This is a genomic window from Rhodovulum sp. 12E13 (assembly GCF_003340565.1).
GTDB lineage: Bacteria > Pseudomonadota > Alphaproteobacteria > Rhodobacterales > Rhodobacteraceae > HLUCCA09.
On record NZ_QPLK01000007.1, the window covers coordinates 53,389 to 77,527 of the forward strand.

Below are 24,139 nucleotides of genomic sequence, written 5' to 3' on the forward strand. Positions count from 1 at the left end.
CGGTGCCGCAGGGCAGGGCAACGGGGCTGCCCTCCCCCTTGCAGGCGCCCAAAAAATGGGCACATCGGGTCTCGTGGCCATTCTTGCGCCATCCACGCTTTCCAACCCGCGCGACGACCGCAATATCGGGAGCCGCATGCACAAGGATTAAGCACTTGTCCGTTTGTCTTGCAGGGATGCAACTGACACCGCCGGTTCTGCTCGCCCCGCTCGCGGGGATCACCGACCTGCCGTTCCGAAGGGTCGTGGCCCGCTTCGGCGCGGGGCTCGTCGTGTCCGAAATGGTGGCGAGCCAGGAGATCGTGCAGGGCCGGCCCTCGGCCCGCGACAGGGCCGAGCTCGGCCTCGGCGAGCAGGCGAGTTCCGTCCAGCTCGCGGGCCGCGACCCCCGCTGGATGGCCGAGGCGGCGCGGCTCGTCGCGGGGCAGGGGGCGCAAGTGATCGACATCAACATGGGCTGTCCGGCCAAGAAGGTGACGAGCGCGAGCGGCGACGGCGCCTGCGGCTCGGGCCTGATGCGCGAGCCCGACCTCGCCCTGCGGCTGATCGAGGCGGTGGTGGGGGCGGTCGACGTGCCGGTGACGCTCAAGACCCGCCTCGGCTGGGACGAGACGCTGATGAACGCGCCCGCGATCGCCCGCGCCGCGGAAGGGGCGGGCGTGCGGATGGTCACGATCCACGGCCGCACGCGCTGCCAGTTCTACAAGGGCGCCGCCGACTGGGGCGCCATCCGCGACGTGAAGGAGGCGGTGGGCATTCCCGTCATCGCCAACGGAGACATCGTCGACGCCGGCACCGCCCGCGCGGCGCTCGCCGCGTCGGGCGCCGACGGCGTGATGATCGGGCGCGGCGTTCAGGGGCGGCCCTGGCTGCTCGCGCGGGTGGCCCACGCCCTCTACGGCACGCCCTGCCCGGACGTGCCCGCCGGCCCCGCGCTCGCCGACCTGGTGGCAGAGCATTACGAGGCGATCCTGTCCTTTTACGGCGCCGCGCTCGGCGTGCGGATCGCCCGCAAGCATCTCGGCTGGTATCTCGACGCCGCCGTTGCCGACGGAGCGACCGACGCCGACACCGCCCGCGCGCTCCGCCGCCCGCTCCTGACCGAAGACGACCCCGCCGAGGTGCGGCGGCTTGTCGGCCGCGCCTTCGTCGCGCCCCTGAGGCAGGCCGCCTGATGCCCGGATCGGGTCGCATCTGGGCCTCGCTGCCCATGCCCGCCCTCGTCCTCGACGAGGCCGACCGCATCGTCGCCATCAATCCCGCGGCCGAGGAGTTCCTCAACACCACCATCCGCGGTGTCGCGGGAGAGCTCGTCTACGACCGTCTCGCCATCGACGCCGCCATCGAGGAGGCGCTCTCCCGCGTCCGCCGCAACCGTGCGCCCCTGTTCATCAACGATGTGGCGGTGGGCACGGGCGAGCGCGCGCCGGTCACCGCCACGATCCAGATCGCGCCGATGGCGGACAAGCCCGAGACGGGGCGTTTGCTGTTCGTCTTCACTCCGCGCGAGATCGCCGGTCGGCTCGGCCGTTCGGCCCAATCCGACGCGGCCGCCAAGTCGGCCGTGGGCATGGCGGAGATGCTGGCCCACGAGATCAAGAACCCGCTCGCCGGCATTGCCGGTGCCGCGCAGCTTCTCTCGATGAACCTGGAGAACGGCGACCGGGAGCTCTGCGACCTGATCGTCGAAGAGACGCGCCGCGTCTCGGGCCTGCTCGAACAGGTCGAGCAGTTCGGCAACATGCGGCCGCCCGAGCTGCGCCCCGTCAACCTGCACGACGTGCTCGAGCGGGCGCGCAAGTCGGCGCTCGTCGGTTTCGCCGCGCACATGACGATCCGCGAGGATTACGACCCGTCGCTGCCGCCGGCGCTGGCCGATCCCGATCAGCTGCTGCAGGTCTTCCAGAACCTGATGAAGAACGCGGCCGAGGCGGCCCAGCGTAGCCCCCGGGCCGGGGCGGGGCGCACCGTCAGCGGCCAGTCGGGCGAGATCCGCCTGCGCACCTTCTACGATTCGAGCCTTCGGGTGCGTGGGCGCGACGGCACACCCGCGCGCCTGCCCCTGCAGATCGAGATCGTCGACGACGGCCCCGGCCTGCCGCCCGTGATCGCCGCCGACATCTTCGAGCCCTTCGTGTCGGGGCGCGAGAACGGGACCGGCCTCGGGCTCGCGCTCGTGTCCAAGATCGTGGCTGATCACGGCGCCTTCATCTCCGTCGACAGCGCCCCCGGGCGCACCGCCTTCCGCCTGTCGCTGCCCGTCGCGCCGGAGGGCGCGACGCCGCCTCCGACATCCGACGCCCCCACCCCGTAGGAGACCCGCATGGACGGCACCGTTCTCGTCGCCGACGACGACCGCACGATCCGCACCGTTCTGACCCAGGCGCTGACGCGCGCGGGCTGCAAGGTGCACGCGACCTCGAGCCTCGTGACGCTGATGCGGTGGGTGGAGGAGGGCAAGGGCGACCTCGTGATCTCGGACGTCGTCATGCCCGACGGCAACGGCCTGGAAATGCTGCCGAAGATCGGCTCCGAGCGGCCGGGCATGCCGGTGATCGTGATCTCGGCGCAGAACACGATCATGACGGCGATCCAGGCCGCCGAGGCCGATGCCTACGACTACCTGCCCAAGCCCTTCGACCTGCCCGACCTTATGAAGCGCGCGGCCAAGGCGCTCGAGACCAAGCGCCGCGCGGCGCCGCCGCCCCGGATGGAGCGCCCGGTCGAGGAGGCCGCGGGCGGCGAGCTGCCGCTGGTGGGGCGGACGCCGGCGATGCAGTCGCTCTATCGGCTGGTCGCGCGGGTGATGAACACCGACCTCGCGGTGCTGGTGACCGGCGAGAGCGGCACCGGCAAGTCGCTGATCGCGCGGGCGATCCACGACTTTTCCGACCGGCGCAACCTGCCTTTCGTGGTGGCCAACGCCGAGGACCTGCGCGATCCCGAGGGGCCGGCGCGCATCCTCTCCCGCGCGCGGGGCGGCTCGATCCTGTTCGACGAGGTGGGCGACCTCGACCCCGAGACGCAGGGGCGCATCGTGCGCATGCTCGACGCGATGCCAGCCGAGTCGCCGCGCATCATGGCCACCTCCCAGAACGACCTGATGGCGCGGATGGAGGCGGGCGAGTTCCGGCAGGATCTGTTCTACCGCCTCGGCGGGGTGACGATCGCGGTGCCCTCCCTGCGCGAGCGGGTCGACGACATTCCGCTCCTCGCCGAGCACTTCCTCGTCCGGGCCGAGCGCGACGGGATCGGCGCGCGCCGTTTCGCCGAGCCGGCGATGGATCTCGTGCGCGCCTATTCGTGGCCCGGCAACGTGCGCCAGCTCGAGAACACGATCCGCCGCCTGGTCGTCACCTCGCCCGAGGAGGAGATCACCCGCCCGGAAGTCGAACTGGTGCTCGGCAACCAGCCCGAGATCGAGCCTCTGGTGGGGGGCGGCGACGGCGAGAAGCTGTCGGCCTCGGTCGCCAAGCACCTGCGCCGCTACTTCGACCTGCATGGCGGCGTGCTGCCCCCGCCCGGCCTCTACCAGCGCGTGCTCAAGGAGGTGGAGGTGCCGCTCATCGAGATCGCGCTCGACGCAACAGGCGGAAACCAGGCCAAATGTGCCGAACTCATGGGCATCAACCGCAATACCTTGAGGAAGAAGATCACCGATCTCGATATTCGCGTGACACGCCGCCGCAAGTTGATGTAAACAGGCAACAAGCCGTGGCCGGCGGGGCACCTCGCCTCGGTCGAGCCACGGGATGATGCGGCGGCAGGGCGTCGGGCGTGCTAGATCTGGGCGGCACGCGTGCCACATGCCGACAGGATGGGGGCAGGCACGTGGCACGGCTCGGCCGGCGCATGACGCTCGACGGATTGGCGGGGCTCTACCGGTCTCGCCGCGTCCGGACGGCCGCGACGCTGGGCCTCGTCGTGCTGGGGCCGCTCCTCGCCGCGCTCACCTTCCTGATGCTGGGGCCGCTGGGGCAGGGGGCCGCCTCGCCGGCGCTTCGCGTCGTGCTGCTGGCCGATCTCGTCTACATCCTCGTCGTCGCGGCGCTCGTGCTCGGGCGCGTGGCGCGCATGGTGGCGGCCCGCCGGGCGCGCTCGGCCGGCTCCCGGCTGCACCTGAGGCTCGTCGGCGTCTTCGCCCTCATCGCGTTGATCCCGACCGTCTCGGTCGCCGTATTCGCCGGGCTGACGATCAATGTCGGGCTCGAGGGCTGGTTCTCCGACCGGGTGCGCAACGTGGTCGGCGCCTCGCTGGAGGCGGCCGAGGCCTACGAGGCAGAGCAGGTGCGCGACCTGCGCATCGATGCCGAGGCGCTCGCCCGCTTCCTGGACAACGCCACGCGCGGGCCCTTCGTGCCCACCGACGGCGAGCTGCGCCAACTGCTCGGTCAGGGCCAGAGCCAGATCCAGCGCGGCTTGAGAGAGGCGTATGTCATAGACGGGGCAGGCGAGATACGGGCCCGTGGCATCGGCTCGTCCTGGGCCTTCAACTACGAAGAACCCGCCCAAGAGGCGCTCGCCCGGGCCCGCGCGGGCGAGACGGTGGTGATCGAAGACTGGGACATCAACGAGTTCCGCGCCCTGATCGAGCTCGCGGGCCTCGGCGAGCGCTACCTCTACGTGTCTCGCGCGGTCGACGGCGAATTGCTCGCCCTGCTCGACGACACGCAGCAATCCGTCCGCCTCTACAACCAGCTGGAGAGCGAGCGCGGGCGGCTGCTGTTCGAGTTTTCGCTGCTGTATCTCGGTTTCGCGCTGATCCTCATCCTCGCCGCGATCTGGCTGGGCCTGTGGTTTGCCGAGCGGCTCTCGCGCCCCGTGGGCCGGCTTGCGGGCGCGGCGCAGCGTGTCGGCTCGGGCGACCTGTCGGTGCGCGTGAAGGAGGAGCGGGGCGACGACGAAATCGCGATGCTGGGCCGCCTGTTCAACCAGATGACACGGCAGCTCAAGGCGCAGCGCGATACCCTGCTCGACGCCAACGCGCAGATCGAACGGCGGCGGCGCCTGTTCGATTCGGTGCTGTCGTCGGTCACCGCCGGCGTGATCGGGCTGGATGCCGAGGGGCGGGTCGATTTCATGAATCGCTCGGCGCTGCGCATGCTCGACATCGGGGAAAGCGACGATCAGCACGAGGCGCTGGCCGAGGCGGTGCCCGAATTCGCCGGGCTGCTGGCGCGGCTGCGCTCGGGCGAGGGCGGCACGATGCAGGAAGAGATCCGCCTCAACCGCCGCGGCAAGCTGGAGAACCTGCTGGTGCGCATGGCCGAGCGCCGCTCGGAAGACGGGCAACTCGAGGGATACGTCGTGGCCTTCGACGACGTGACCGATCTCGTGGCGGCCCAGCGCATGGCGGCCTGGGGCGACGTGGCGCGCCGGATCGCCCACGAGATCAAGAACCCGCTCACGCCGATCCAGCTGTCGGCCGAGCGGGTCGCGCGCAAGTTCGGCCGCAAGCTGGAGGCGGCCGATGCCGAATCGCTCGAGGAACTGACGGGCGTGATCGTGCGGCAGACCGGCGATCTGCGCCGCATCGTCGACGAGTTCTCCAAGTTCGCGCGCATGCCCGAGCCCGAGCGCAAGCTGACCGACCTGACCGAACTGGTGCGCCACGCGGTGATGTTGCAGCGGCAGCAACTGGGCCAGTCGGTCGGGGCCGACCTGCCCGAGACCGCGGTCTCGGTCGAGGTCGACGAGACCATGATCGGACAGGCGCTCACCAACCTCATCAAGAACGCGGGCGAAGCGATCGAATCGCTTCGTGAAAAGGGCGAGCCAGAGGGCTATCGGCCGGAGATCCGGGTGTCTCTGGCGCTCACCGGGACGCAGGCCGTGGTGACGATCGCCGACAACGGCATCGGCCTGCCGGAAGACCGCGCGCGGCTCTTCGAGCCGTATGTCACCACGCGGGAGAAGGGCACCGGCCTAGGCCTGCCCATCGTCCGCAAGATCGTCGAGGAGCATGGCGGGACGCTGGAATTGACCGACGCGCCGCTCTTCGAGGGCAACGCCCATCGCGGCGCGTGCGCGGAGATCCGTCTGCCGCGCGCCATGGGGCTCGAGCAGGCAGCAGAATAATAGAGGAGTAGCAGGCAGATGCGTGACATTCTTATCGTTGACGACGAGCGCGACATCCGCGAGCTGGTGGGCGACATCCTGCGCGACGAGGGCTTTACCGTGCGGCTCACGGGCACCTCCGAAGGCTGCATGGAGGAGCTCGCCGCGGAGCGGCCGGCGTTGATGGTGCTCGACATCTGGCTCAAGGACAGCCGGATGGACGGGATCGACATCCTCAAGCACGTCAAGCGCGAGATGCCGGAGGTGCCGGTGGTCATCATTTCCGGACACGGCAACATCGAGATCGCCGTCGCCGCGATCAAGCAGGGCGCCTACGACTTCATCGAGAAGCCCTTCAACATCGACCAGCTGCTCGTCGTGATCCGCCGCGCGATGGAGGCATCGCGCCTGCGCCGCGAGAACACGGAGCTGCGCCGCAAGGATGTCACCGTGGCCGAGATGGTCGGCGCGAGTTCCGCCTTCAAGTCGCTGAAGAACCAGCTCGACAAGGTGACGAAGTCGAACGGACGGGTGATGCTGACCGGCCCGTCGGGTGCCGGCAAGGAGATCGCCGCGCGCTACATCCACGCCAATTCGGCGCGCGCCGACGCGCCCTTCGTGTCGGTCAATTCGGCCTCGATCGAGCCCGAGCGCATGGAGGAGGTGCTGTTCGGCCGCGAGGGCGCCGAGCGCGGCGTCGAGCCCGGCATGCTGGAAGAGGCGCATGGCGGCGTGCTCTATTTCGACGAGGTGGCCGACATGCCGCTCGGCACCCAGTCGAAGATCCTGCGCGTGCTGGTCGACCAGCAGTTCCAGCGCGTCGGCGGCTCCGACAAGGTGCGGGTCGACATCCGTGTGATCTCGTCGACCAACCGCGACCTTCAGACCGAGATCGAGCGCGGCTCCTTCCGGCAGGAACTGTATCACCGGCTCAACGTGGTGCCGATCCGGGTGCCGGGGCTGGAGGAACGGCGCGAGGACATTCCCGAACTGGCCCGCCATTTCATCGACCAGCTCAACGAAACACAGGGCCTGCCGCGCCGTGACCTGTCGGAAGAGGCCGAGGCGCTGTTGCAGACCATGTATCTGCCCGGCAACGTGCGGCAATTGAAGAACGTCATCGAGCGCGTTCTGATCCTTGGCGAAACCGAGCAGCCGATCAGCCCGCGCGAGCTCGAGGGCGGCGAGCCCGCCGAGATCGAGGACGGCCGCGTGGTGCTGTCGGGGGCACTCGCCACGCTTCCCCTGCGCGAGGCACGCGAGCTGTTCGAGCGGGAGTATCTGCTCACGCAGATCAACCGCTTCGGCGGGAATATCAGCCGCACCGCCACCTTCGTCGGAATGGAGCGCTCGGCCCTGCACCGCAAGCTCAAGTCGCTCGGCGTGGTGACCTCGGCCCGCGGCGGGGCACGCGCGGCCCATCTCGACGCGGCGGCGCCGAACCACGCGGCCGAGTGAGGCGCCGGCCCGACACGGGGCTTCCCCCGGCCGCGAGGCCGGGATCGCGCCATCGCCTCGCAGGGCGCGGCAACGATTTGTTCATTGCACTTGCCACAATGTAGCGAGTGTCCTTCGGATGTCCGATTCCGTACGCACCGCGCATACCGGCGCTGCGGGGATCAGGCGTGACGGATGCCGGGGCGCAACGGGGAGGCAGCGGACAGGCTGTGCGCATCGAAGAGGTCATCGCCGTTCTCGGGGTCGTCGGGCACGATCCCGCGGTGGTCTGCGCGTGCGCGGGCGAGTCGCTGTCGGTCATCTGGTGCAACGCGGAGATGGCCCGCGCGGCCGGCCGCGACGCGGTCGATCTGCACGGCGAAGACTTCTCGGCGCTGCTGGGCGACGAGGCCGATGCCGAGCTTGGCTACTGGCTTACGGCCGCGCTGGCCGCCGGCCGTCCGTTTCGCGGGATGCTACCGTTCCGCACGGGCTGCGGCGCGACGCTCTGGGGCGAGTGTCAGGCCAGCCCGCTCGGCACCGGCGAGGATGGCGGCTGCACGCACTGGGTGTTCCTGATCCGCGACATCACCCCCGACATGGACCTGCGCGACGCGCTTGCCGGCGCCAAGGCCGAGGCCGAGCGCATGCGCACCCGCCTCTGGGCGGCGATCGAGGCCGCGCCCGACGCCTTCGCGCTCTACGATTCCGACGACCGGCTGGTCATGTTCAACGAGCGCTACCGCGAACTCTACGGCGAATCGCGCGCGGCGCTCACGCTCGGCACGCCCTTCGAGGAGATCCTGCGCGAGGGGCTGGCGCGGGGGCAATACCCCGATGCCGCCGGCCGCGAGGAGGAGTGGCTGGCGGTGCGCCTCGCGCGGCACCGCGAGCCGAAGGGCCCCCTCGACCAGGAGCTGCCGGGCGACCGCCACCTGCAGATCCGCGAGCAGCGCACGCCCGAGGGCGACACCGTGGGCTTCCGCATCGACGTGACCGAGCTCAAGCGCCAGAGCCGCATGCTCGAGAGCCAGGCGAAGGCGCTGGCCGAGCAGATGGAACGGATGCGTGAGCTCGCGCGCACCGACACGCTGACCGGCCTGGGCAATCGTCGGGGCCTCGATCTGCAGTTGCGCGCGATGGGCGAGCGGCCGCCGCCGCCCGGCCAGGGCCGTGCCTTCCTCCATATCGATCTCGACCGCTTCAAGCAGATCAACGACATGTCGGGCCACGCCGCGGGAGACCGGGTGCTGCAGGAGGTCGCCGGCATCCTCGGCCGTTCGGTCCGCCCCGAAGATTACGTGGCGCGCGTGGGGGGCGACGAGTTCGCCATCCTGATCGAGGCAGAGGATGTCGGCCGCGTCGCCGACGGGGTCGCTGCGCGGGTGATCGAGGCCTGCCGCCTGCCGGTGTTCCACGACGGGGTGGCCTGCCGCTTCGGCGCGAGCATCGGCATCGCCATAGCGCCCGAGAGCGGCGGGACAGCCGGCCTGATGGAGAACGCCGACATCGCCCTCTATGCGGCCAAGGCGCAGGGGCGAAACCGCGCCGCGCGCTTCAGTGCCGACCTGCGCCACGCCGCCGAAGACCGCAAGCGGCTGGGCGACGACCTGTTGCGCGCCCTCGAGGGCGGCGAACAGATTCGCGCCTGGTACCATCCGCAGATCCGGGCCGCCGACGGGGGCATGGCGGGCGTCGAGGCGCTGGTGCGCTGGCACCACCCCGAGCGGGGCGTGCTGCCGCCCGACGCCTTCCTCGACGTGGCCGACGACCTCGACGTGACCGCCGAGATCGACCGGCGCATCCTGCGCGCGGCGCTCGACACCGCCGCCTCCCTCGCCGCGCGGGGGGTCGCCCTGCCCAAGGTGTCGGTCAATGTCAGCTACGGGCGTCTCGCGCGGGCCGACCTGTCGGCCGAGGTCGCCCGCCTCGCGCCGCTGCCCTGTCGCGTCGCCTTCGAACTGCTCGAGACGATCGATTTCGACCGCGACGGGGGCGAGCTGATGTGGACGATCGACGCGCTGCGCGAACAGGGCTGCGAGATCGAGATCGACGATTTCGGCTCGGGCCGCGCCTCTCTTTCCACGTTGCTGCAGCTCCGCCCCGAGCGGCTCAAGATCGACCGCCGCCTCGTCGCCGCGCTCGACGGCGAGGGTGCGGGCGGCTCGCCGCTCATCCGCGCCATTGCCGACATGGCCCGCGCCCTCGGCATCCGCCTCTCGGCGGAGGGGGTCGAGACCGAGGCGCAGGCGGACGCGCTGCGCGGCCTCGGGTGCGACGTGCTGCAGGGCCACCTCTTCGCCCCGCCGCTCGAGGCGGAGGCGCTGGCCGACTGGCTGGCCGACCGCGCAGCCGCCCCGGCCGGCAGCCCGGCCTGAGCGCGCCTGTCTTCACGACAGCTCACCGCGAGCGTTGACGGTCGCGCGGGGCTCTGCCATGTCGGCCCGACGGTGAGGGCGGCGATGGCGGCGCGATGAAGGTAATCATCTGCGGGGCGGGCCAGGTCGGCTGGCAGATCGCCCGACACCTCTCCGGCGAGCGCAACGACGTCACCGTCGTCGACCAGAACCCCGACCTCGTGCGCCGCGCGACCGACACGCTCGACGTGCAGGGCATCACGGGCCACGCGAGCTACCCCGACGTTCTCGACAGCGCCGGCGCCCGCGATGCCGACATGGTGATCGCGGCGACCTATTCCGACGAGGTCAACATGGTCACCTGTCAGGTGGCGCATTCGGTCTTCGCCGTGCCGCGCAAGATCGCCCGCCTGCGTGCGCAGAGCTACCTCACGGCGATCTACTCCGACCTCTACCGGCGCGATCACATGCCGATCGACGTGGTGATCTCGCCCGAGCGCGCGGTGGCCGAGGCCGCGCTGCAGCGCCTCGCCGCGCCCGCGGCCTTCGACACCGAGAGCTTCCTCGACGGGGCGGTGCAGCTTCTCGGCATACAGCTCGAGGAGGACTGTCCGGTCCTCGGCACGCCCCTGCGCGAGCTGACCGACCTGTTCTCGACGCTCAACGCGCGGGTCGTGGGCATCCGGCGCGAGGGCTCGCTCTTTACCCCCGGGGCGCGCGACCAGCTCTTCGCCGACGACCAGATCTATGTCGCCACGCACCAGAGCGACATCGACCGCACGCTCGAGATCTTCGGCAAGACCGCCAGGAAGCAGGAGCGCGTGGTCATCGTCGGCGGCGGCAATGTCGGCCTCGCGGTTGCGCGCGCGCTCGAGACGTCGGAGCACCGGGTGCGCGCCAAGGTGATCGAGCGCTCGCGCGGCGTGGCCGAGCGGGCGGCCGACGCGCTGGAGCGGACGATCGTGCTCAACGGCGACGGGATGGACAGCTCGCTCCTGCAGGAGGCCAACATCGAGCGGGCCGACGCGGTGCTCTGCGTCACCGACGACGACAAGGTGAACCTGCTCGCCGCCGTGCGTGCCAAGCAGAAGGGGTGCCCCTTCGCCATCGCGCTCGTCAACGACCCCTCGCTGGTGCCGCTGCTCGCCGCGCTCGACATCGACGCCTACATCAGCCCGCGCGCCACCACCGTCAGCTCGATCCTGCGCCACATCCGCCACGGGCGGGTGCGCGGCGTCTATTCCATCGGCGACGCCGAGGCCGAGGTGATCGAGGCGCAGGTGCTCTCGACTTCCTCGATCGCGGGCAAGCTGATCCGCGACGTCGACTTTCCCGAGGGGGCACTGGTGGGCGCGATCAAGCGGGGGGGCGAGATCATCCGGCCGCGCGGCACGACCCGGATCGTCGAGGGCGATCTGGTGATGATCTTCGCCATGTCCGACGACGTGCCCGAGGTGGAGCGCCTGCTGCAGGTCTCCATCGACTTCTTCTGAGATGCGCCGCCCGCCGGCCCCCACCACCCGCGAGGGCGACCCGGGCGGGCGCGGCCCGGCCGGGGGGCTGCTCTGGGTCGCCGACCTGCCGCTCTTCGTGGTGCTGATGTGGGCCTTCGCGCTGGCCATGCTGGTGCCCGCCGCGCACGGCGCCGCCGTGGGCGACCGGGCCCAGGCGGCGGTGTTCCTGCGGTGGGGGGCGGGTTTTCTGTTGCTGGCGGTGTTGATCGGCATCGCCACCGCCTATCGCGAGGCGCGACAGCCCGCCCGCGCCCGGCTGCTGACGCTGGTGGCGGCCTTCACCGTGCTGCCCGTGATGCTCGCGGCGCCCTTCCACGAGGCGGTGGGCACGACGAGCTATCTGAATGCCTGGTTCGAGATGCTTTCGGCCCTGACGACGACCGGCGCGACGCTGTTCGAGCCCGAGCGTCTGTCGAGCACGGTGCATCTGTGGCGCGCGATCGTGGGCTGGCTGGGGGGATACCTGATCCTGCTCGCGGCCGTCGCCATCCTCGCGCCGATGAATCTCGGCGGCTACGAGGTGCTGTCGACGGCGCCCGCCGGCGCGCCCGAGCGGATCGACCGGCCAGGGCAGGCGGCCGAGAGGCGCGACCGCGTGGTGCGCCACGCCCTGCGCCTCGCGCCGGTCTATGGCGGGCTGACGCTGGTGCTGTGGCTCGGCCTCGTCGTGGTGGGAGAGCGCCCCTTCGTCGCCGCCTGCCATGCCATGGCGGTCATGGCGACCTCTGGCATCAGCCCCGTCGGAGGGCTGGAACACGGGACGGCAGGGGTCGGCGGCGAGGCGCTGATCCTCGTCTTCTTCGTCTTCGCGCTCACCCGCGTCGCCATTTCGCCGATGGCCGGCGAGGGGCGCCTCGCGCAGCTCTCTCGCGACCCCGAATTGCGCATCGCGCTGGCGCTGCTGGTGCTGGTGCCGTCGGTGCTGTTCCTGCGCCACTGGCTCGGCGCGTGGGAGGTGGCGATGGTGGCCGACCTGCGCGGCGCTCTCGGCGCGCTCTGGGGCGCGGCCTTCACGACGTGGTCCTTCCTATCCACCACCGGCTTCCTGTCGTCGGAATGGGACACGGCACAGGCCTGGTCGGGCCTCGGCACGACCGGCCTCATCCTGCTCGGGCTCGGGCTGATCGGGGGGGGCGCGGCGACGACGGCGGGCGGCGTGAAGCTGCTGCGGGTCTACGCGCTCTACCTCCACGGCGCGCGCGAGATGGACCGGCTGAGCCACCCCTCCTCGGTCGGCGGCGCCGGGCCGGCGGCGCGGCGCCTGCGCCGCGAGGGCGCCCATATCGCCTGGGTCTTCTTCATGCTCTTCGCCCTGTCGCTTACGGCGGTCTCGGTCACGCTCGCGGCGACGGGGGTGCCCTTCGACGAGGCCATGGTGCTGACGGTGGCGGCGCTGTCGAATACCGGCCCGATCGCCGGCGTCGTGCTCGACGCACCGGCCTCCTTCGTCGCGCTCGACACGGCGGCCAAGGCCGTGCTCGCCGCCGCAATGGTGCTCGGTCGCCTCGAGACACTCGCGATCATCGCGCTCGCCAACCCCGCGTTCTGGCGCCGCTGACTGCGCGCGCCCTGGCGCGAGCCCGAAAAACCCCCACGCGGGGGGCTGGCCCCGCCTGCCGTTTCCCGCCATAGTGCCGCCGGGAAAGGGGCGCGCGCGGGGCCGGCCGAAGCGGGCCGCCCGCTCGCAGGACGACCGACATAGACGACGACCACAAGCACAAAAAAAGGCAACGATACATGGCCGGTGACAAGCAGAACCTGCAGGACGCGTTTCTCAATCACGTCCGCAAGACCAAGGTTCCCGTCACGATCTTTCTCATCAACGGCGTGAAGCTCCAGGGCGTGATTACCTGGTTCGACAATTTCTGCGTCCTGTTGCGCCGCGACGGGCAATCGCAACTCGTCTACAAGCACGCCATTTCCACCATCATGCCGAGCCAGCCGATCAACCTCTACGACGGCGGGGAGAGCTGATCCCCGGCGAGGAGTCAGAGCGGGGGGCAGGCGGCGGGCCGGGGCGGCCCGGCAAGACCGGGTCCGGCCTGCGCTCCGGCGGCGGGCGCCCGGCCTTCGAGACCGACCGCCCGGTGACGCGCGCGCTGGTGCTGCACCCTGACATGGGCGGCGACCCCGCGCGACGCGATCCGCAGGCGCGTCTCGACGAGGCCGTGGCGCTGGCGCAGGCCCTGCCGGGGCTGGAGGTGGCCGGCGCCGACGTCGTCGCGCTGCGCGAGGCGCGGCCCGGCACGCTCTTCGGCCCCGGCAAGGTCGACGAGATCGGCGCCCGTGTGGCCGCCGGCGAGATCGGCCTCGTGCTGGTCGACGGCCCGGTGACGCCCGTCCAGCAGCGCAACCTCGAACGCGCGTGGAAGGCCAAGCTGCTCGACCGGACAGGGCTGATCCTCGAGATCTTCGCCGACCGCGCGGCCACGCGCGAGGGCGTGCTCCAGGTGGAGCTCGCCGCGCTCTCCTACCAGCGCACGCGGCTGGTGAGGGCCTGGACCCACCTCGAGCGCCAGAGGGGCGGCCTCGGCTTCGTCGGCGGCCCCGGCGAGACGCAGATCGAGGCCGACCGCCGCGCGCTCGACGAGGCGATCGTGCGCCTGCGCCGGCAGCTCGACAAGGTGCAGAAGACGCGCACGCTCCACCGTGCGGCGCGGGCGAAGGTGCCGTTTCCGGTGGTGGCTCTGGTGGGCTACACGAATGCCGGCAAGTCGACGCTGTTCAACCGTCTGACCGGCGCCGAGGTGATGGCCGAGGACATGCTGTTCGCCACGCTCGACCCCACGATGCGCGGCGTGGAGCTCGCGACCGGCGCCAAGGTCATCCTGTCGGACACGGTGGGCTTCATCTCCGAGCTGCCGACGCAGCTCGTCGCCGCCTTCCGCGCGACCCTGGAAGAGGTGCTGGAGGCCGACCTGATCCTGCATGTCCGCGACGTCTCGCACCCGGAAAGCGCGGCCCAGGCCGAGGATGTCGAGGCGATCCTGCACGACCTGGGCGTGGCCGACGAGACGCCGCGCCTGGAGCTGTGGAACAAGGTCGACCGGCTCGACGCCGAAGCGCGCGCGGCAGCCGACGCCATCGCCGCGCGGCGTGACGACGTGCTGCTCATGTCGGCCGCGACGGGCGAGGGGGTGGCCGAGGTGGTCGCCGCGATCACCGAGGCGCTCGACGGGGCGCGCGAGGATGCGGTGCTGGAGCTGGCCTTCGCCGATGGCCGCAAGCGCGCCTGGCTGCACGAGAACCGCGTGGTGACGGACGAGCGCCAGACGGAGGACGGCTGGCGCATCACCGTTCGGTGGGCGCCGCGCCAGCGCGACGCATTCCACCGGCTCTGACGCCGCCCGTCGCGCCACGGTGTCGCCGAAAGGAACCTCCCGGAAGATTCCTCAGCCCGCGGCATGGCCGCCGGCCCGGGTTTTCGGAGGAGAGTTCGGCGCCCGGCCTCACTCGGGGCGCAGCGTGGTGACGCCGACGCCGCCCGCGCGGGCGAGGTCGGGGTCGAGCGTCATCGGCACGTATTCGCCCCGCCGCCACAGCGCACCGAGATCGTCGTAGTGGCGCGACAGCGGATGGCCCGACTGGCCCGTGGCGATCACGAAAACCGACGAGTCGGGATCGGCGAAGTCGTAGACGCCGCGATAGCCCGGCCCTGCCACGTTGGCGAAGGGCGCGCCGGGCGCGCCCGCCGTCGCGCCGAGATTCAGCGTGTGGTCGCCGCCCGAGGTCGACTGGCGTATGTTGACGAGCCACTTGAGCACCGGCACGTCGCCGAGCTCGGGGTGGCGATGGGTGGCCTCGTGTGCATCGCCCCAGCGCAGCGATTCCAGTTGCCCGCCCCATGTCTCCTCGATCTCGATCAGCGCCTCGTCGAGCGCGATCCGGGCGAGGTCGGGGCAGGTCTCGACCGCGGTCGACTGCACGATGTCGCACCAGGCCGCGGCGCCGCCCACGTTGCGGAACACCCGCTCGATGAACAGCGGCTCGGGGCGGGCGAAGGCATCGGCCAGCGGCCCCAGCTCGTCGGCCACCAGCCGCGCCTGCAGCCGGCGCATCCATGCGGCATAGATCAGCGGCTCGGGCAGGTGCTCGTTCATCTCGCCGTTCCACTCGGCCAGCAGCTCCAGCGCGCGCTGCCGGCGGCGCTCGGGGCTGCCCTCGGGCGCGGCCTCGCCCTGGAACCACAGCTCGCGCGCGATCAGCGGCAGCAGCGCCCGGGCGGTGTAGGAGACTGTGTCGAGCTGCGCGGCGATGAAGCTCTCGCGGGTATGCACCTCCCTGTCCGCGAGCAGGCGGCGCAGTCGTTCGATGCGCTGGCTGTCGCCCCAGACATGGCTCACATGGTCGGGGAAGGCCCGGTCCGAGATGCGGTTGTTGGTGGTGCCGAGCACGCCCGAGGCGGGCTCGAGGAAGCGTGGGTTCCGCTCGTAGGGCAGAGCGCCCTGCCAGCGGTTCGTCTCCTTCCAGCCGAGCGCGGGGATGCGGCCCTGCCCGGTCTGGCCCGGATCGCGCGCCGGCAGGCGGCCGACGAGCTGCATGGCGATGCGGCTCTCGTCGACGAGCGTCAGGACCAGCGCCGGCGCCACGAAACCCTCGCCCGCCGCCATCGCCTCGTCCACCGAGCCCGCGCGCATCAGGGCGAGGCCCGCAGACATGGTGGTGTCGGCCCTGTCCGCGCCGGTCCAGGCGAGGGCCGCGACGTGGCCGGGCGGGGTCACATCGTCCACGCGGTAGATCGCGGCCGGGAGCACGGGGCCGTTCTCTGTCCGGCGGAGGGTCAGGGTAAGGGGGGGCGCATCGGCCACCCGCACGATGGTGCGTTCCGTTTCGAAGGGGCGCCAGCCGCGCGGCGTTCGATACTGAGAGGTGTCGCCGGGGTTGAGCTCTTCCATGTAGATGTCGGCGTCGTCGGCCCAGGCGGCGGTGACGCCCCAGCCCACCTGCTCCGACCGTCCGGCGAGGATCAGCGGAACGCCCGGCACGGTGGCCCCGATCACGCCGCCCGTGGCGAGTTGCAGGCGCGCGAGATACCAGCGCGTCGGCGCGGTGAAGGGGCCGTGCGGGTCGTTGGCGAGGAGAGAGCCGCCGGCGGCCGAGCGCGAGGGCGCGGCGGCCCAGGCGTTGGAGGCGCCGCCGCCCGGCCCGCCGCCGTTGGCGTCACTCTCGAAGCCCTCGGGGATGGGCAGCGCCGCGCCGTCGCCCGGCGACGCGGGCCCGATGCGGTCGGGCTCGGCGGTGGGCGGGGGCAGCGGGCCGGTCACCGGAATCGCGGGGGGGCGGTGCGGCCCCGTTGCCGGGCCGGTCGAGGGGACGTCGGGCATGAGGTCGGCCAGGCGGTTGTCGGGCAGGCGCAGGGCGGCGCGGGCGCGCAGCACCTCGGCCTCGGGGTGGGCCGTCATCTCCCACGCGAGCAGCTTGAGAACCGCGATCGAGTCCTGCGGCTGCCATGGCGCGATCTCGGGCGCGAAGAGGAAGAACTCCGGCGCGCCGCGGCCGCGTGCGCCTTCGTTGACCTCTGCGATCCAGGCGTTCACGCCGGCGGCGTAGGCCTCGAGCGCGGCGCGCGTGGCCGGTGTCTGCGCGGCGAGGCTCTCGCGGGCGGCACGGGCGAGGCCGAGGCGGCGCATCAGCTCGTCCTCGGCCAGGGTCCGCGCGCCGAAGATCTCCGACAGGCGGCCCTGCGCGCGGCGGCGCAGAACGGTCATCTGCCACAGCCTGTCCTGCGCATGGGCGAAGCCGAGACCGAAGAACACGTCGGCCTCCGACCCGGCGAAGATATGCGGGACGTTGGCGTTGTCGCGCACGATCTCGACCTCGCCGCCTATGCCGCGCACGGTATGCGTCTCGTCGTAGTCGGGCAGCGACCGCGCGGCGAAGATGTAGGCGAGACCCGCCACCGCGACGGCCAGCAGCGCCAGCGCCGTGAACAGGCGGAGCGACCAGAGGAAGAGTTGTGCCATGCGGCCCGTGTCGGCTAGACCCTGCGAGCCGCCGGCTTAGGAGCGGGCGGGCCGAGGATCAAGCGACAACGACGGGCAGGGAGAGATCGTGATGGCCAAGTGCGCATTTATCGGGCTGGGGGTGATGGGCTACCCAATGGCCGGGCATCTGGCGGCTGCCGGTCACGACGTCTGCGTCTACAACCGCACCGGGGAGAAGGCCGAGGCCTGGGTGGCGGAGCATGGCGGGCGGCACGCGCCCACGCCGGGCGCGGCGGCCGAGGGCGCCGAGTTCGTCATGGCGTGCGTGGGCAACGACGACGACCTGCGCGAGGTGGTGGCGGGCGAGGGCGGTGCGCTTCACGGCATGGGCGAGGGCGCGGTGTTCGTCGATCACACCACCGTCTCGTCGCGCGTGACGATGGAGCTGGCCGAGGCGGCGGCGGCGCGGGGCGTGGCCTTCGTCGACGCGCCGGTGTCGGGCGGGCAGGCCGGCGCCGAGAACGGGCAGCTCGTGATCATGTGCGGCGGCCCGGAAGACGCCTATGCACGGTCCGAGCCGATCATGGGCGCCTATGCCAAGCTGGCGCGCCGGCTGGGCGAGACGGGCGCCGGGCAGATGACCAAGATGGTCAACCAGATCTGCATCGCGGGGCTGGTGCAGGGCCTGTCGGAGGGGCTCGCCTTTGCCGAGAAGGCGGGGCTCGACGGGCGCCGCGTGGTCGAGGTGATCGGCGGCGGCGCGGCGGGCTCGTGGCAGATGGTCAACCGCCACGGCACCATGCTCGACGACGAGTTCGAGCACGGCTTCGCCGTCAACTGGATGCGCAAGGATCTGAAAATCTGCCTCGACACGGCGCAGGAGATCGGGGCGACGCTGCCGGTGACGGCGCTCGTCGACCAGTTCTACGCCGACGTGCAGGCGATGGGCGGCGGGCGTTGGGACACCTCGTCGCTGATCCGCCGGCTGCGCCCCCCGAAGGCGTGATGCCGCGTTGTCACGTTGCCGCGGCATTGAGCGCCATGCTCAAGATTCGCGCGTGACGAAACCCTTGCACAAGGATATGTCGCTATCGGCTTGCGTATTGGAGCATCTGCAATCGGAGTTGCTCGTGTCGAAGATGGTCACACCGATGGATGTCGCGCTGGCCGGGCTTGGCGTCTGGCGGCGCCAGATGCAGAGCGCGGCGATCATGGGCATGCGCATGTCGGGCCTTGGCGCCGCCTGGATGATGCCGCCCTCCGAGGCGCTGGAGCTGGTGACGAAGAGCCAGGTCGAGCTCGCCGAGGCGTCGCGCCGGATGTCTGTCGCACTGCTCGAACAGGCGGTGCCTCGGCTGCCGGATCAGGGGCAGGCCAGCGGTGACGCGCGCGCCTGAGGGGCCGGTCGCCCGCCATCAGCCGATGTAGCGCACAAGTGGCGTCGGTCTGAGCGCCGCGATCTCCTCGGAGAGCGGCCCGCAACCGAGCATCAGCTCGGCCTCCTCCAGCGTGGCGACGACGCTGTGCTCGGGCAACGGCAGGCCCGCGGCACGCCACGTGGCGGCATAGACGTTGGAGACGATCTGCGCCTCGCGCTCCGCAGCGACGAGGACCCCGCGATAGGGTGGCCCGGTATGGCGCGTGCCCTCGTGCCGGGCGACGCAGTCGCGGATCGCCACGAGATCTGCAACCGCGACGTGTCCGACAACGATTCCGGGCTCGTAAACGACGACCGAGTCACGTCCCGGCGCGAGGTCGCCCATGCGGTAGGCGCGCGTCACCTCGCGCAGCACCTGGTCGGTGTCGAATCTCCCTGTCAGCGCACCGAGCGCAAGCCGGCCATCGCTTGAACGCGCGAGGCGCAGCATAGACGGAGTCCCCCGGTAAAAATCCCTTTCGCGTGTAGCATATACAACAGTGTAAACGTCGGGAAAGGGGTAATGCGCCCCCTTGGGCGAAACGACGCGTCAAGCGGCTGGGGCCGGGGTGCAGCGCGTGGGCAGAGGCGCGGGGCGCGCGCCTCTGCCGGTTCGGGTGACGCAGGGCCTCACTCGGCGGCGACGGGTTCCTTGGCGAGCGAGCGGAGCACGTAGTGCAGCACGCCCCCGTTCTCGACGTATTCCTTCTCGACGCCGGTATCTATGCGGCACCGGAGGGTGATCGTCTTCTCCGTCCCGTCGGCGCAGGTGATCGTGCAGGGCACCTCGTCCTGCGGCTTGAGATCGCCCTCGAGTCCCCCGATCGAGATCGTCTCGGTGCCGGTCAGGCCCAGTGTCTTGCGGGTCTCGCCGCCGGTGAACTCGAAGGGAATCACCCCCATGCCGACGAGGTTCGAGCGGTGGATGCGCTCGTAGCTCTCGGCGATCACCGCCTTCACGCCCAGCAGCGCGGTGCCCTTGGCTGCCCAGTCGCGGCTTGAACCGGCGCCATACTGCTCGCCCGCGATCACCACGAGCGGCGTGCCCTGCTCCTGATAGGCCATGGCCGCGTCGAAGATCGGCATCTGGCTGCCGTCGGGCCCCAGCGTGTAGCCGCCCTCGACACCTTCCAGCATCTCGTTGCGGATACGGATGTTGGCGAAGGTGCCGCGCATCATCACCTCGTGATTGCCGCGGCGCGAGCCGTAGGAGTTGAACTCGCGCGGGGCGACCTGGCGCTCGACCAGATACTTGCCCGCGGGCGTGGTCTCCTTGAACGAGCCGGCCGGGCTGATGTGGTCGGTGGTGACCATGTCGCCGAGGATGGCGAGAATGCGGGCATTCTCGACGTTCTCGATCTCGCCCGGCTCCGTGCCCATATCCTCGAAATAGGGCGGGTTCTGCACGTAGGTCGACGCGGCCGGCCAGTCGTAGGTGAGCGAGTCGGTCGTCTCGACCGTCTGCCACTTGTCGTCTCCCTTGAAGACGTCGGCGTATTTCGACTGGAACGCCTCGCGCGTCACCGTGCGCTCGACGAGTTCGGCGATTTCCTTCTGGGTGGGCCAGATGTCCTTCATGTAGACGGGCTTGCCGTCGCGATCCTCGCCGATGGGGTCGTTGGTGAGATCCACCGACATGTCGCCCGCGATGGCATAGACCACCACGAGCGGCGGCGAGGCGAGATAGTTGGCGCGCACGTCGGGCGATATGCGGCCCTCGAAGTTGCGGTTGCCCGAGAGCACCGAGCAGGCCACGAGGTCTTCCCTGGCGATGGCCTCGCTGATTTCCTTCTGTAGCGGCCCGGAATTGCCGATACAGGTGGTGCAGCCGTAGCCCACGAGGTTGAAGCCGAGCGCGTCGAGATCGTCCTGCAGGCCGGCCGCCTCGAGATAGGCCGACACGACCTGGCTGCCCGGCGCGAGCGAGGTCTTGACCCATGGGCGCCGCGTGAGGCCCAGTTCGCGCGCCTTGCGGGCCACGAGACCGGCCCCGATCATGACGTAGGGATTCGACGTGTTGGTGCACGAGGTGATCGAGGCGATCACCACCGAGCCGTCGCGCAGGGTATAGTCTTCGCCGTCGACGGCGGCGCTCTTGCGCGGGTCGGAGGCGAACTTGTCGGGCGTCGGCCCCTCGCCTTCCATGCGGTGGGCATCCGGCCCCTCGTCCTCGCCGCGATGCTCGGCGACGACGCGGATGAAGTCTTCGGCCGCGCGGTCGAGGGCGACGTGATCCTGCGGGCGCTTCGGCCCCGAGATGGCCGGCACGACCTCGCCCATGTCGAGCTCGAGCGTATCGGTGTAGACGGGGTCGTAATCGGGCCCCCGCCACATGCCGTTCTCCTTGGCGTAGGTCTCGACGAGGCTCAGCACCTCTTCGGGGCGGCCCGTCTGGCGCAGGTAGCGCAGCGTCTCGTCGTCGATGGGGAAGAAGCCGCAGGTCGCGCCGTATTCGGGGGCCATGTTGCCGATGGTCGCCCGGTCGGCCAGCGGCAGGTGGTCGAGCCCGTCGCCGTAGAACTCGACGAACTTGCCCACCACGCCCTTCTCGCGCAGCATCTGAACGACCTTGAGCACGAGGTCGGTCGCGGTGGTGCCTTCGGTCATCGCCCCGGTCAGCTTGAAGCCGACGACCTCGGGGATGAGCATCGAAATGGGCTGGCCGAGCATGGCCGCCTCGGCCTCGATGCCGCCCACGCCCCAGCCGAGCACGGCGGCACCGTTGACCATCGTTGTGTGGCTGTCGGTGCCCACGAGCGTGTCGGGGTAGGCCACCTCCTCGCCCGACTGGTCCTTGTCCGACCAGACGGTCTTGGCGAGATATTCGAGGTTGACCTGGTGGCAGATGCCGGTGCCCGGCGGCACGACGCGGAAATTGTCGAACGCCTTCTGCCCCCATTTGAGGAAGGTGTAGCGCTCGATGTTGCGCTCATACTCGCGGTCGACGTTCATCTGGAAGGCGCGCGGATTGCCGAACTCGTCGATCATGACCGAGTGGTCGATCACGAGGTCGACGGGATTGAGCGGGTTGATCTTCGTGGCATCCCCGCCGAGCGCCACGATCCCGTCGCGCATGGCGGCAAGGTCGACCACGGCCGGCACGCCGGTGAAGTCCTGCATCAGAACGCGGGCAGGGCGGTAGGCGATCTCGATGGGGTTCCGTCCGCCCTTGTCGGCCCAGTCGGAGAACGCCTTGATGTCGTCCACCGAGACGGTGCGGCCCCCGTCCTCGAAACGCAGCATGTTTTCGAGCACCACCTTCAGCGCCGCGGGCAGGCGCGAGAAGGTGCCGAGCCCGGCCTCCTCGGCGGCGGGGATGGAATAGTAGGCATAGCTCGCGCCGCCGGCCTGAAGGGTGCGGCGAGTCTTTGCAGTGTCCTGTCCGACGGTGATCGGCATGTCTGCCTCCTGGCGATGTGGCGACTGGCTTCGGGGCGAATGGTGTCGCGCCGCATCTGACCCTTCGGCGGCCTGCCGGCAAGGGAGAAACGGCGCCTGCGGCGATTTTGTATACCGTGGTGCACCGTAAGTTCAAGGCCCCTCGAAGCGTGGTCAGGCGGGCGCACCGCCGGGCCCCTGCAACAGCCTCTCGCAATTCGTTGATTGGTCGCGGCATCGGGCCGGGGCTAGAAGCGACGGATGGAACGGCAGCAGCATCGGGCAGTCATGCGGATCACGGGAAGGGGCAGTATCGTCGCGGGGGTCGTGGCTGCGGCGGCCACGGGGGTGGCCATGCTGGCCGGCGTCGCGCTCGCGCAAGGCCGCGAGGAGGCGCCGGTGGTGGTGGAACTCTTCACCTCGCAGGGCTGCTCGTCGTGTCCGCCGGCCGACCGGCTGCTGGCCGATCTCGCCGGCCGCGATAACGTGATCGCGCTCGGGCTGCATGTCGATTACTGGGATTACATCGGCTGGAAGGACAGTTTCGCCCGGCCCGAGCACACCGCCCGCCAGCGCGCCTACGCCGAGGCGGCGGGGGAGCGGATGGTGTACACCCCGCAGATCGTCGTGGGGGGCACCCACCGCGTGGTGGGCGCGCGCGCGATGAAGGTTGTCGACGCGATCGAGGCTTACGCGCAGACGCCCGCGCCGGTGCGCGTCGACGCGGAGCGGCGCGGCGAGACGCTGGCGGTCGAGGCGGTGGCGCCGGGAGGTGCGGTCGCGGGGCGGATGGTCGTGCAGCTTGTCCGCTACCGGCCCCGGGAGACGGTGACGATCAAGCGGGGCGAGAATGCGGGCCACACCTTCACCTATTCCAACATCGTGACCGCGTGGGACGTGGTGAGCGAATGGACCGGGGCCGAGCCCCTGTCGCTGCTGCTCGACGTGCCGGGCGCCGACCATGCTGCCGTTATCGTGCAGCAGGCGGGTCACGGCGCGATCCTGGGCGCCGCGGCCGCACGGTGAGGCGGCGACCGGGCCGGACAGGGTGAGACCGTTGCAATCGCCCGCCGCTTTGGGCAGGTCAGGGCAGAGCGATGGTGGAGGCGGCCCGATGCGACTGACACAGACCCTGACCGGCACGGCCCTTGCGCTCGCCCTGGGGCCTCTGGCCCTGGCCGATGCGGCATGGGCGCAGGAGGACCAGACCCTCGGCATCGCGATCACGGGCAGCAACGACGATTTTCTCGCTCCCGACATCCTCGACCGCTGGCGCTCGGGCGCGCTGTCGGTGCACGGCGTGCGGGGGCCGGGCTGGCCGCCCGCGGGCGACGTGCGCTTCGGCGAGGTGCTGGAGCTGCGGTTCCACGGACAGATCCTGAGCCCCGAGAGCGTCGACAACCCTGCACCGGGCGACCGGCCCTACGCGACCTCGCTCTCCTTCGGCGTGCATTCGCACTGGCGGCAGGGCGGGTTCGACCTCCGCGCGGGCGCCGATCTCGTGATAACCGGCCCGCAGACCGGCCTGTCCGATCTGCAGGAGGCGCTTCACGAGGCGCAGGACCTGCCCGACCCCTCGGCCGCCGCCGACGAACAGATCGGCGACGCGGCGTATCTCACCGTCTCGGCCGAGGCGGCGCGGCCCTGGGCGCTGGGCCGCGTGGTGACCGTGCGCCCCTTTGCCGAGGCGCGGGTGGGCGACGAGACCTATCTGCGCGTCGGCGCCGACCTGCTGGGCGGGTCGCTTGCCTCGGGCGGGCTGCTCGTGCGCGACTACGCGACCGGCCACCTCGTCGAGGCGGTGCGCGGGCCGGCGACCGGCTTCGGCTGGTCGGCGGGGCTCGACATTGCGGCGATGGGCGCGTCGGCCTACCTGCCGGGCGACGACGGCCGCCCCGGCCCCGAGGACACCCGCGCGCGGGCGCGCGTCGGCGCAATGTGGGCGGGCGAGCGCTGGTCGGTCTTCGCCGGCACATCCTACCTGACCGAGGAGTTCGAGGGACAGGACGAGGGTCAGATCGTCGGTGCCCTCGCCATCACCTTCGGTTTCTGAGA

The 24,139-nt window shown here is 70.9% G+C and carries 17 protein-coding genes; 14 read left to right on the forward strand and 3 right to left on the reverse strand.

Annotated features, from left to right (window positions below; translation table 11 throughout):
• Positions 1-176 precede the first annotated feature (176 nt).
• The 10 genes from dusB to hflX all read left to right on the forward strand — a co-directional run bounded on the left by dusB (position 177) and on the right by hflX (position 14,706).
• Positions 177-1,175 (forward strand): tRNA dihydrouridine synthase DusB, encoded by a 999-nt coding sequence (gene dusB, locus DLJ49_RS08200; RefSeq protein ID WP_115393052.1) that lies wholly within the window; start codon positions 177-179, stop codon positions 1,173-1,175.
• Positions 1,176-1,210: 35 nt separating this feature from the next.
• Positions 1,211-2,314: a two-component system sensor histidine kinase NtrB gene (locus tag DLJ49_RS08205; RefSeq protein ID WP_233488860.1), complete on the forward strand. Its 1,104-nt coding sequence runs from the start codon at positions 1,211-1,213 to the stop codon at positions 2,312-2,314.
• A gap of 9 nt (positions 2,315-2,323) precedes the next feature.
• Positions 2,324-3,700, forward strand: a complete 1,377-nt coding sequence (locus tag DLJ49_RS08210) for a response regulator (RefSeq protein WP_115393054.1) — start codon at positions 2,324-2,326, stop codon at positions 3,698-3,700.
• Positions 3,701-3,852: 152 nt separating this feature from the next.
• Positions 3,853-6,078, forward strand: a complete 2,226-nt coding sequence (locus DLJ49_RS08215) for a sensor histidine kinase NtrY-like (protein WP_115393055.1) — start codon at positions 3,853-3,855, stop codon at positions 6,076-6,078.
• 18 nt (positions 6,079-6,096) lie between these two features.
• Complete coding sequence (locus DLJ49_RS08220; RefSeq protein ID WP_115393056.1) at positions 6,097-7,515, forward strand: nitrogen assimilation response regulator NtrX; 1,419 nt, start codon at positions 6,097-6,099, stop codon at positions 7,513-7,515.
• Positions 7,516-7,724: 209 nt separating this feature from the next.
• Entirely contained in the window at positions 7,725-9,872 is a 2,148-nt protein-coding gene (locus DLJ49_RS08225; RefSeq protein ID WP_158547424.1) for a putative bifunctional diguanylate cyclase/phosphodiesterase, read from the forward strand.
• A gap of 95 nt (positions 9,873-9,967) precedes the next feature.
• Positions 9,968-11,344 carry a Trk system potassium transporter TrkA gene (trkA, locus tag DLJ49_RS08230; protein ID WP_115393058.1) on the forward strand — a complete coding sequence of 459 codons (1,377 nt, stop codon included), beginning with the start codon at positions 9,968-9,970 and terminating at the stop codon, positions 11,342-11,344.
• Position 11,345: 1 nt separating this feature from the next.
• Complete coding sequence (locus DLJ49_RS08235; protein WP_115393059.1) at positions 11,346-12,923, forward strand: potassium transporter TrkG; 1,578 nt, start codon at positions 11,346-11,348, stop codon at positions 12,921-12,923.
• 179 nt (positions 12,924-13,102) lie between these two features.
• On the forward strand, positions 13,103-13,339 hold the full coding sequence (hfq, locus tag DLJ49_RS08240; RefSeq protein WP_115393060.1) for an RNA chaperone Hfq: 237 nt from the start codon (positions 13,103-13,105) through the stop codon (positions 13,337-13,339).
• 143 nt (positions 13,340-13,482) lie between these two features.
• Complete coding sequence (gene hflX, locus DLJ49_RS08245; protein ID WP_115393180.1) at positions 13,483-14,706, forward strand: GTPase HflX; 1,224 nt, start codon at positions 13,483-13,485, stop codon at positions 14,704-14,706.
• Between the two features lie 108 nt (positions 14,707-14,814).
• On the opposite strand, the gene DLJ49_RS08250 is transcribed toward hflX, so the two are convergent.
• Complete coding sequence (locus tag DLJ49_RS08250) at positions 14,815-17,328, reverse strand: penicillin acylase family protein (protein WP_115393061.1); 2,514 nt, start codon at positions 17,326-17,328, stop codon at positions 14,815-14,817.
• A gap of 91 nt (positions 17,329-17,419) precedes the next feature.
• On the opposite strand from DLJ49_RS08250, the gene DLJ49_RS08255 reads away from it, so the two are divergent.
• Positions 17,420-18,295, forward strand: a complete 876-nt coding sequence (locus DLJ49_RS08255) for an NAD(P)-dependent oxidoreductase (protein WP_115393062.1) — start codon at positions 17,420-17,422, stop codon at positions 18,293-18,295.
• A 76-nt stretch (positions 18,296-18,371) separates the two neighbouring features.
• Positions 18,372-18,686, forward strand: coding sequence for a hypothetical protein (locus DLJ49_RS08260; protein WP_147277285.1), 315 nt, complete (start codon positions 18,372-18,374; stop codon positions 18,684-18,686).
• An 18-nt stretch (positions 18,687-18,704) separates the two neighbouring features.
• Here DLJ49_RS08260 and DLJ49_RS08265 read toward each other — a convergent pair whose 3' ends face one another.
• Both DLJ49_RS08265 and acnA read right to left on the reverse strand, forming a co-directional pair.
• Entirely contained in the window at positions 18,705-19,157 is a 453-nt protein-coding gene (locus DLJ49_RS08265) for a hypothetical protein (protein ID WP_115393064.1), read from the reverse strand.
• A gap of 179 nt (positions 19,158-19,336) precedes the next feature.
• Positions 19,337-22,105 (reverse strand): aconitate hydratase AcnA, encoded by a 2,769-nt coding sequence (gene acnA, locus DLJ49_RS08270; RefSeq protein ID WP_115393065.1) that lies wholly within the window; start codon positions 22,103-22,105, stop codon positions 19,337-19,339.
• Between the two features lie 267 nt (positions 22,106-22,372).
• On the opposite strand from acnA, the gene DLJ49_RS08275 reads away from it, so the two are divergent.
• Positions 22,373-23,110: a DUF1223 domain-containing protein gene (locus tag DLJ49_RS08275; RefSeq protein WP_233488862.1), complete on the forward strand. Its 738-nt coding sequence runs from the start codon at positions 22,373-22,375 to the stop codon at positions 23,108-23,110.
• An 88-nt stretch (positions 23,111-23,198) separates the two neighbouring features.
• Positions 23,199-24,137, forward strand: a complete 939-nt coding sequence (locus tag DLJ49_RS08280) for a lipid A-modifier LpxR family protein (protein ID WP_158547425.1) — start codon at positions 23,199-23,201, stop codon at positions 24,135-24,137.
• Positions 24,138-24,139: the final 2 nt, after the last annotated feature.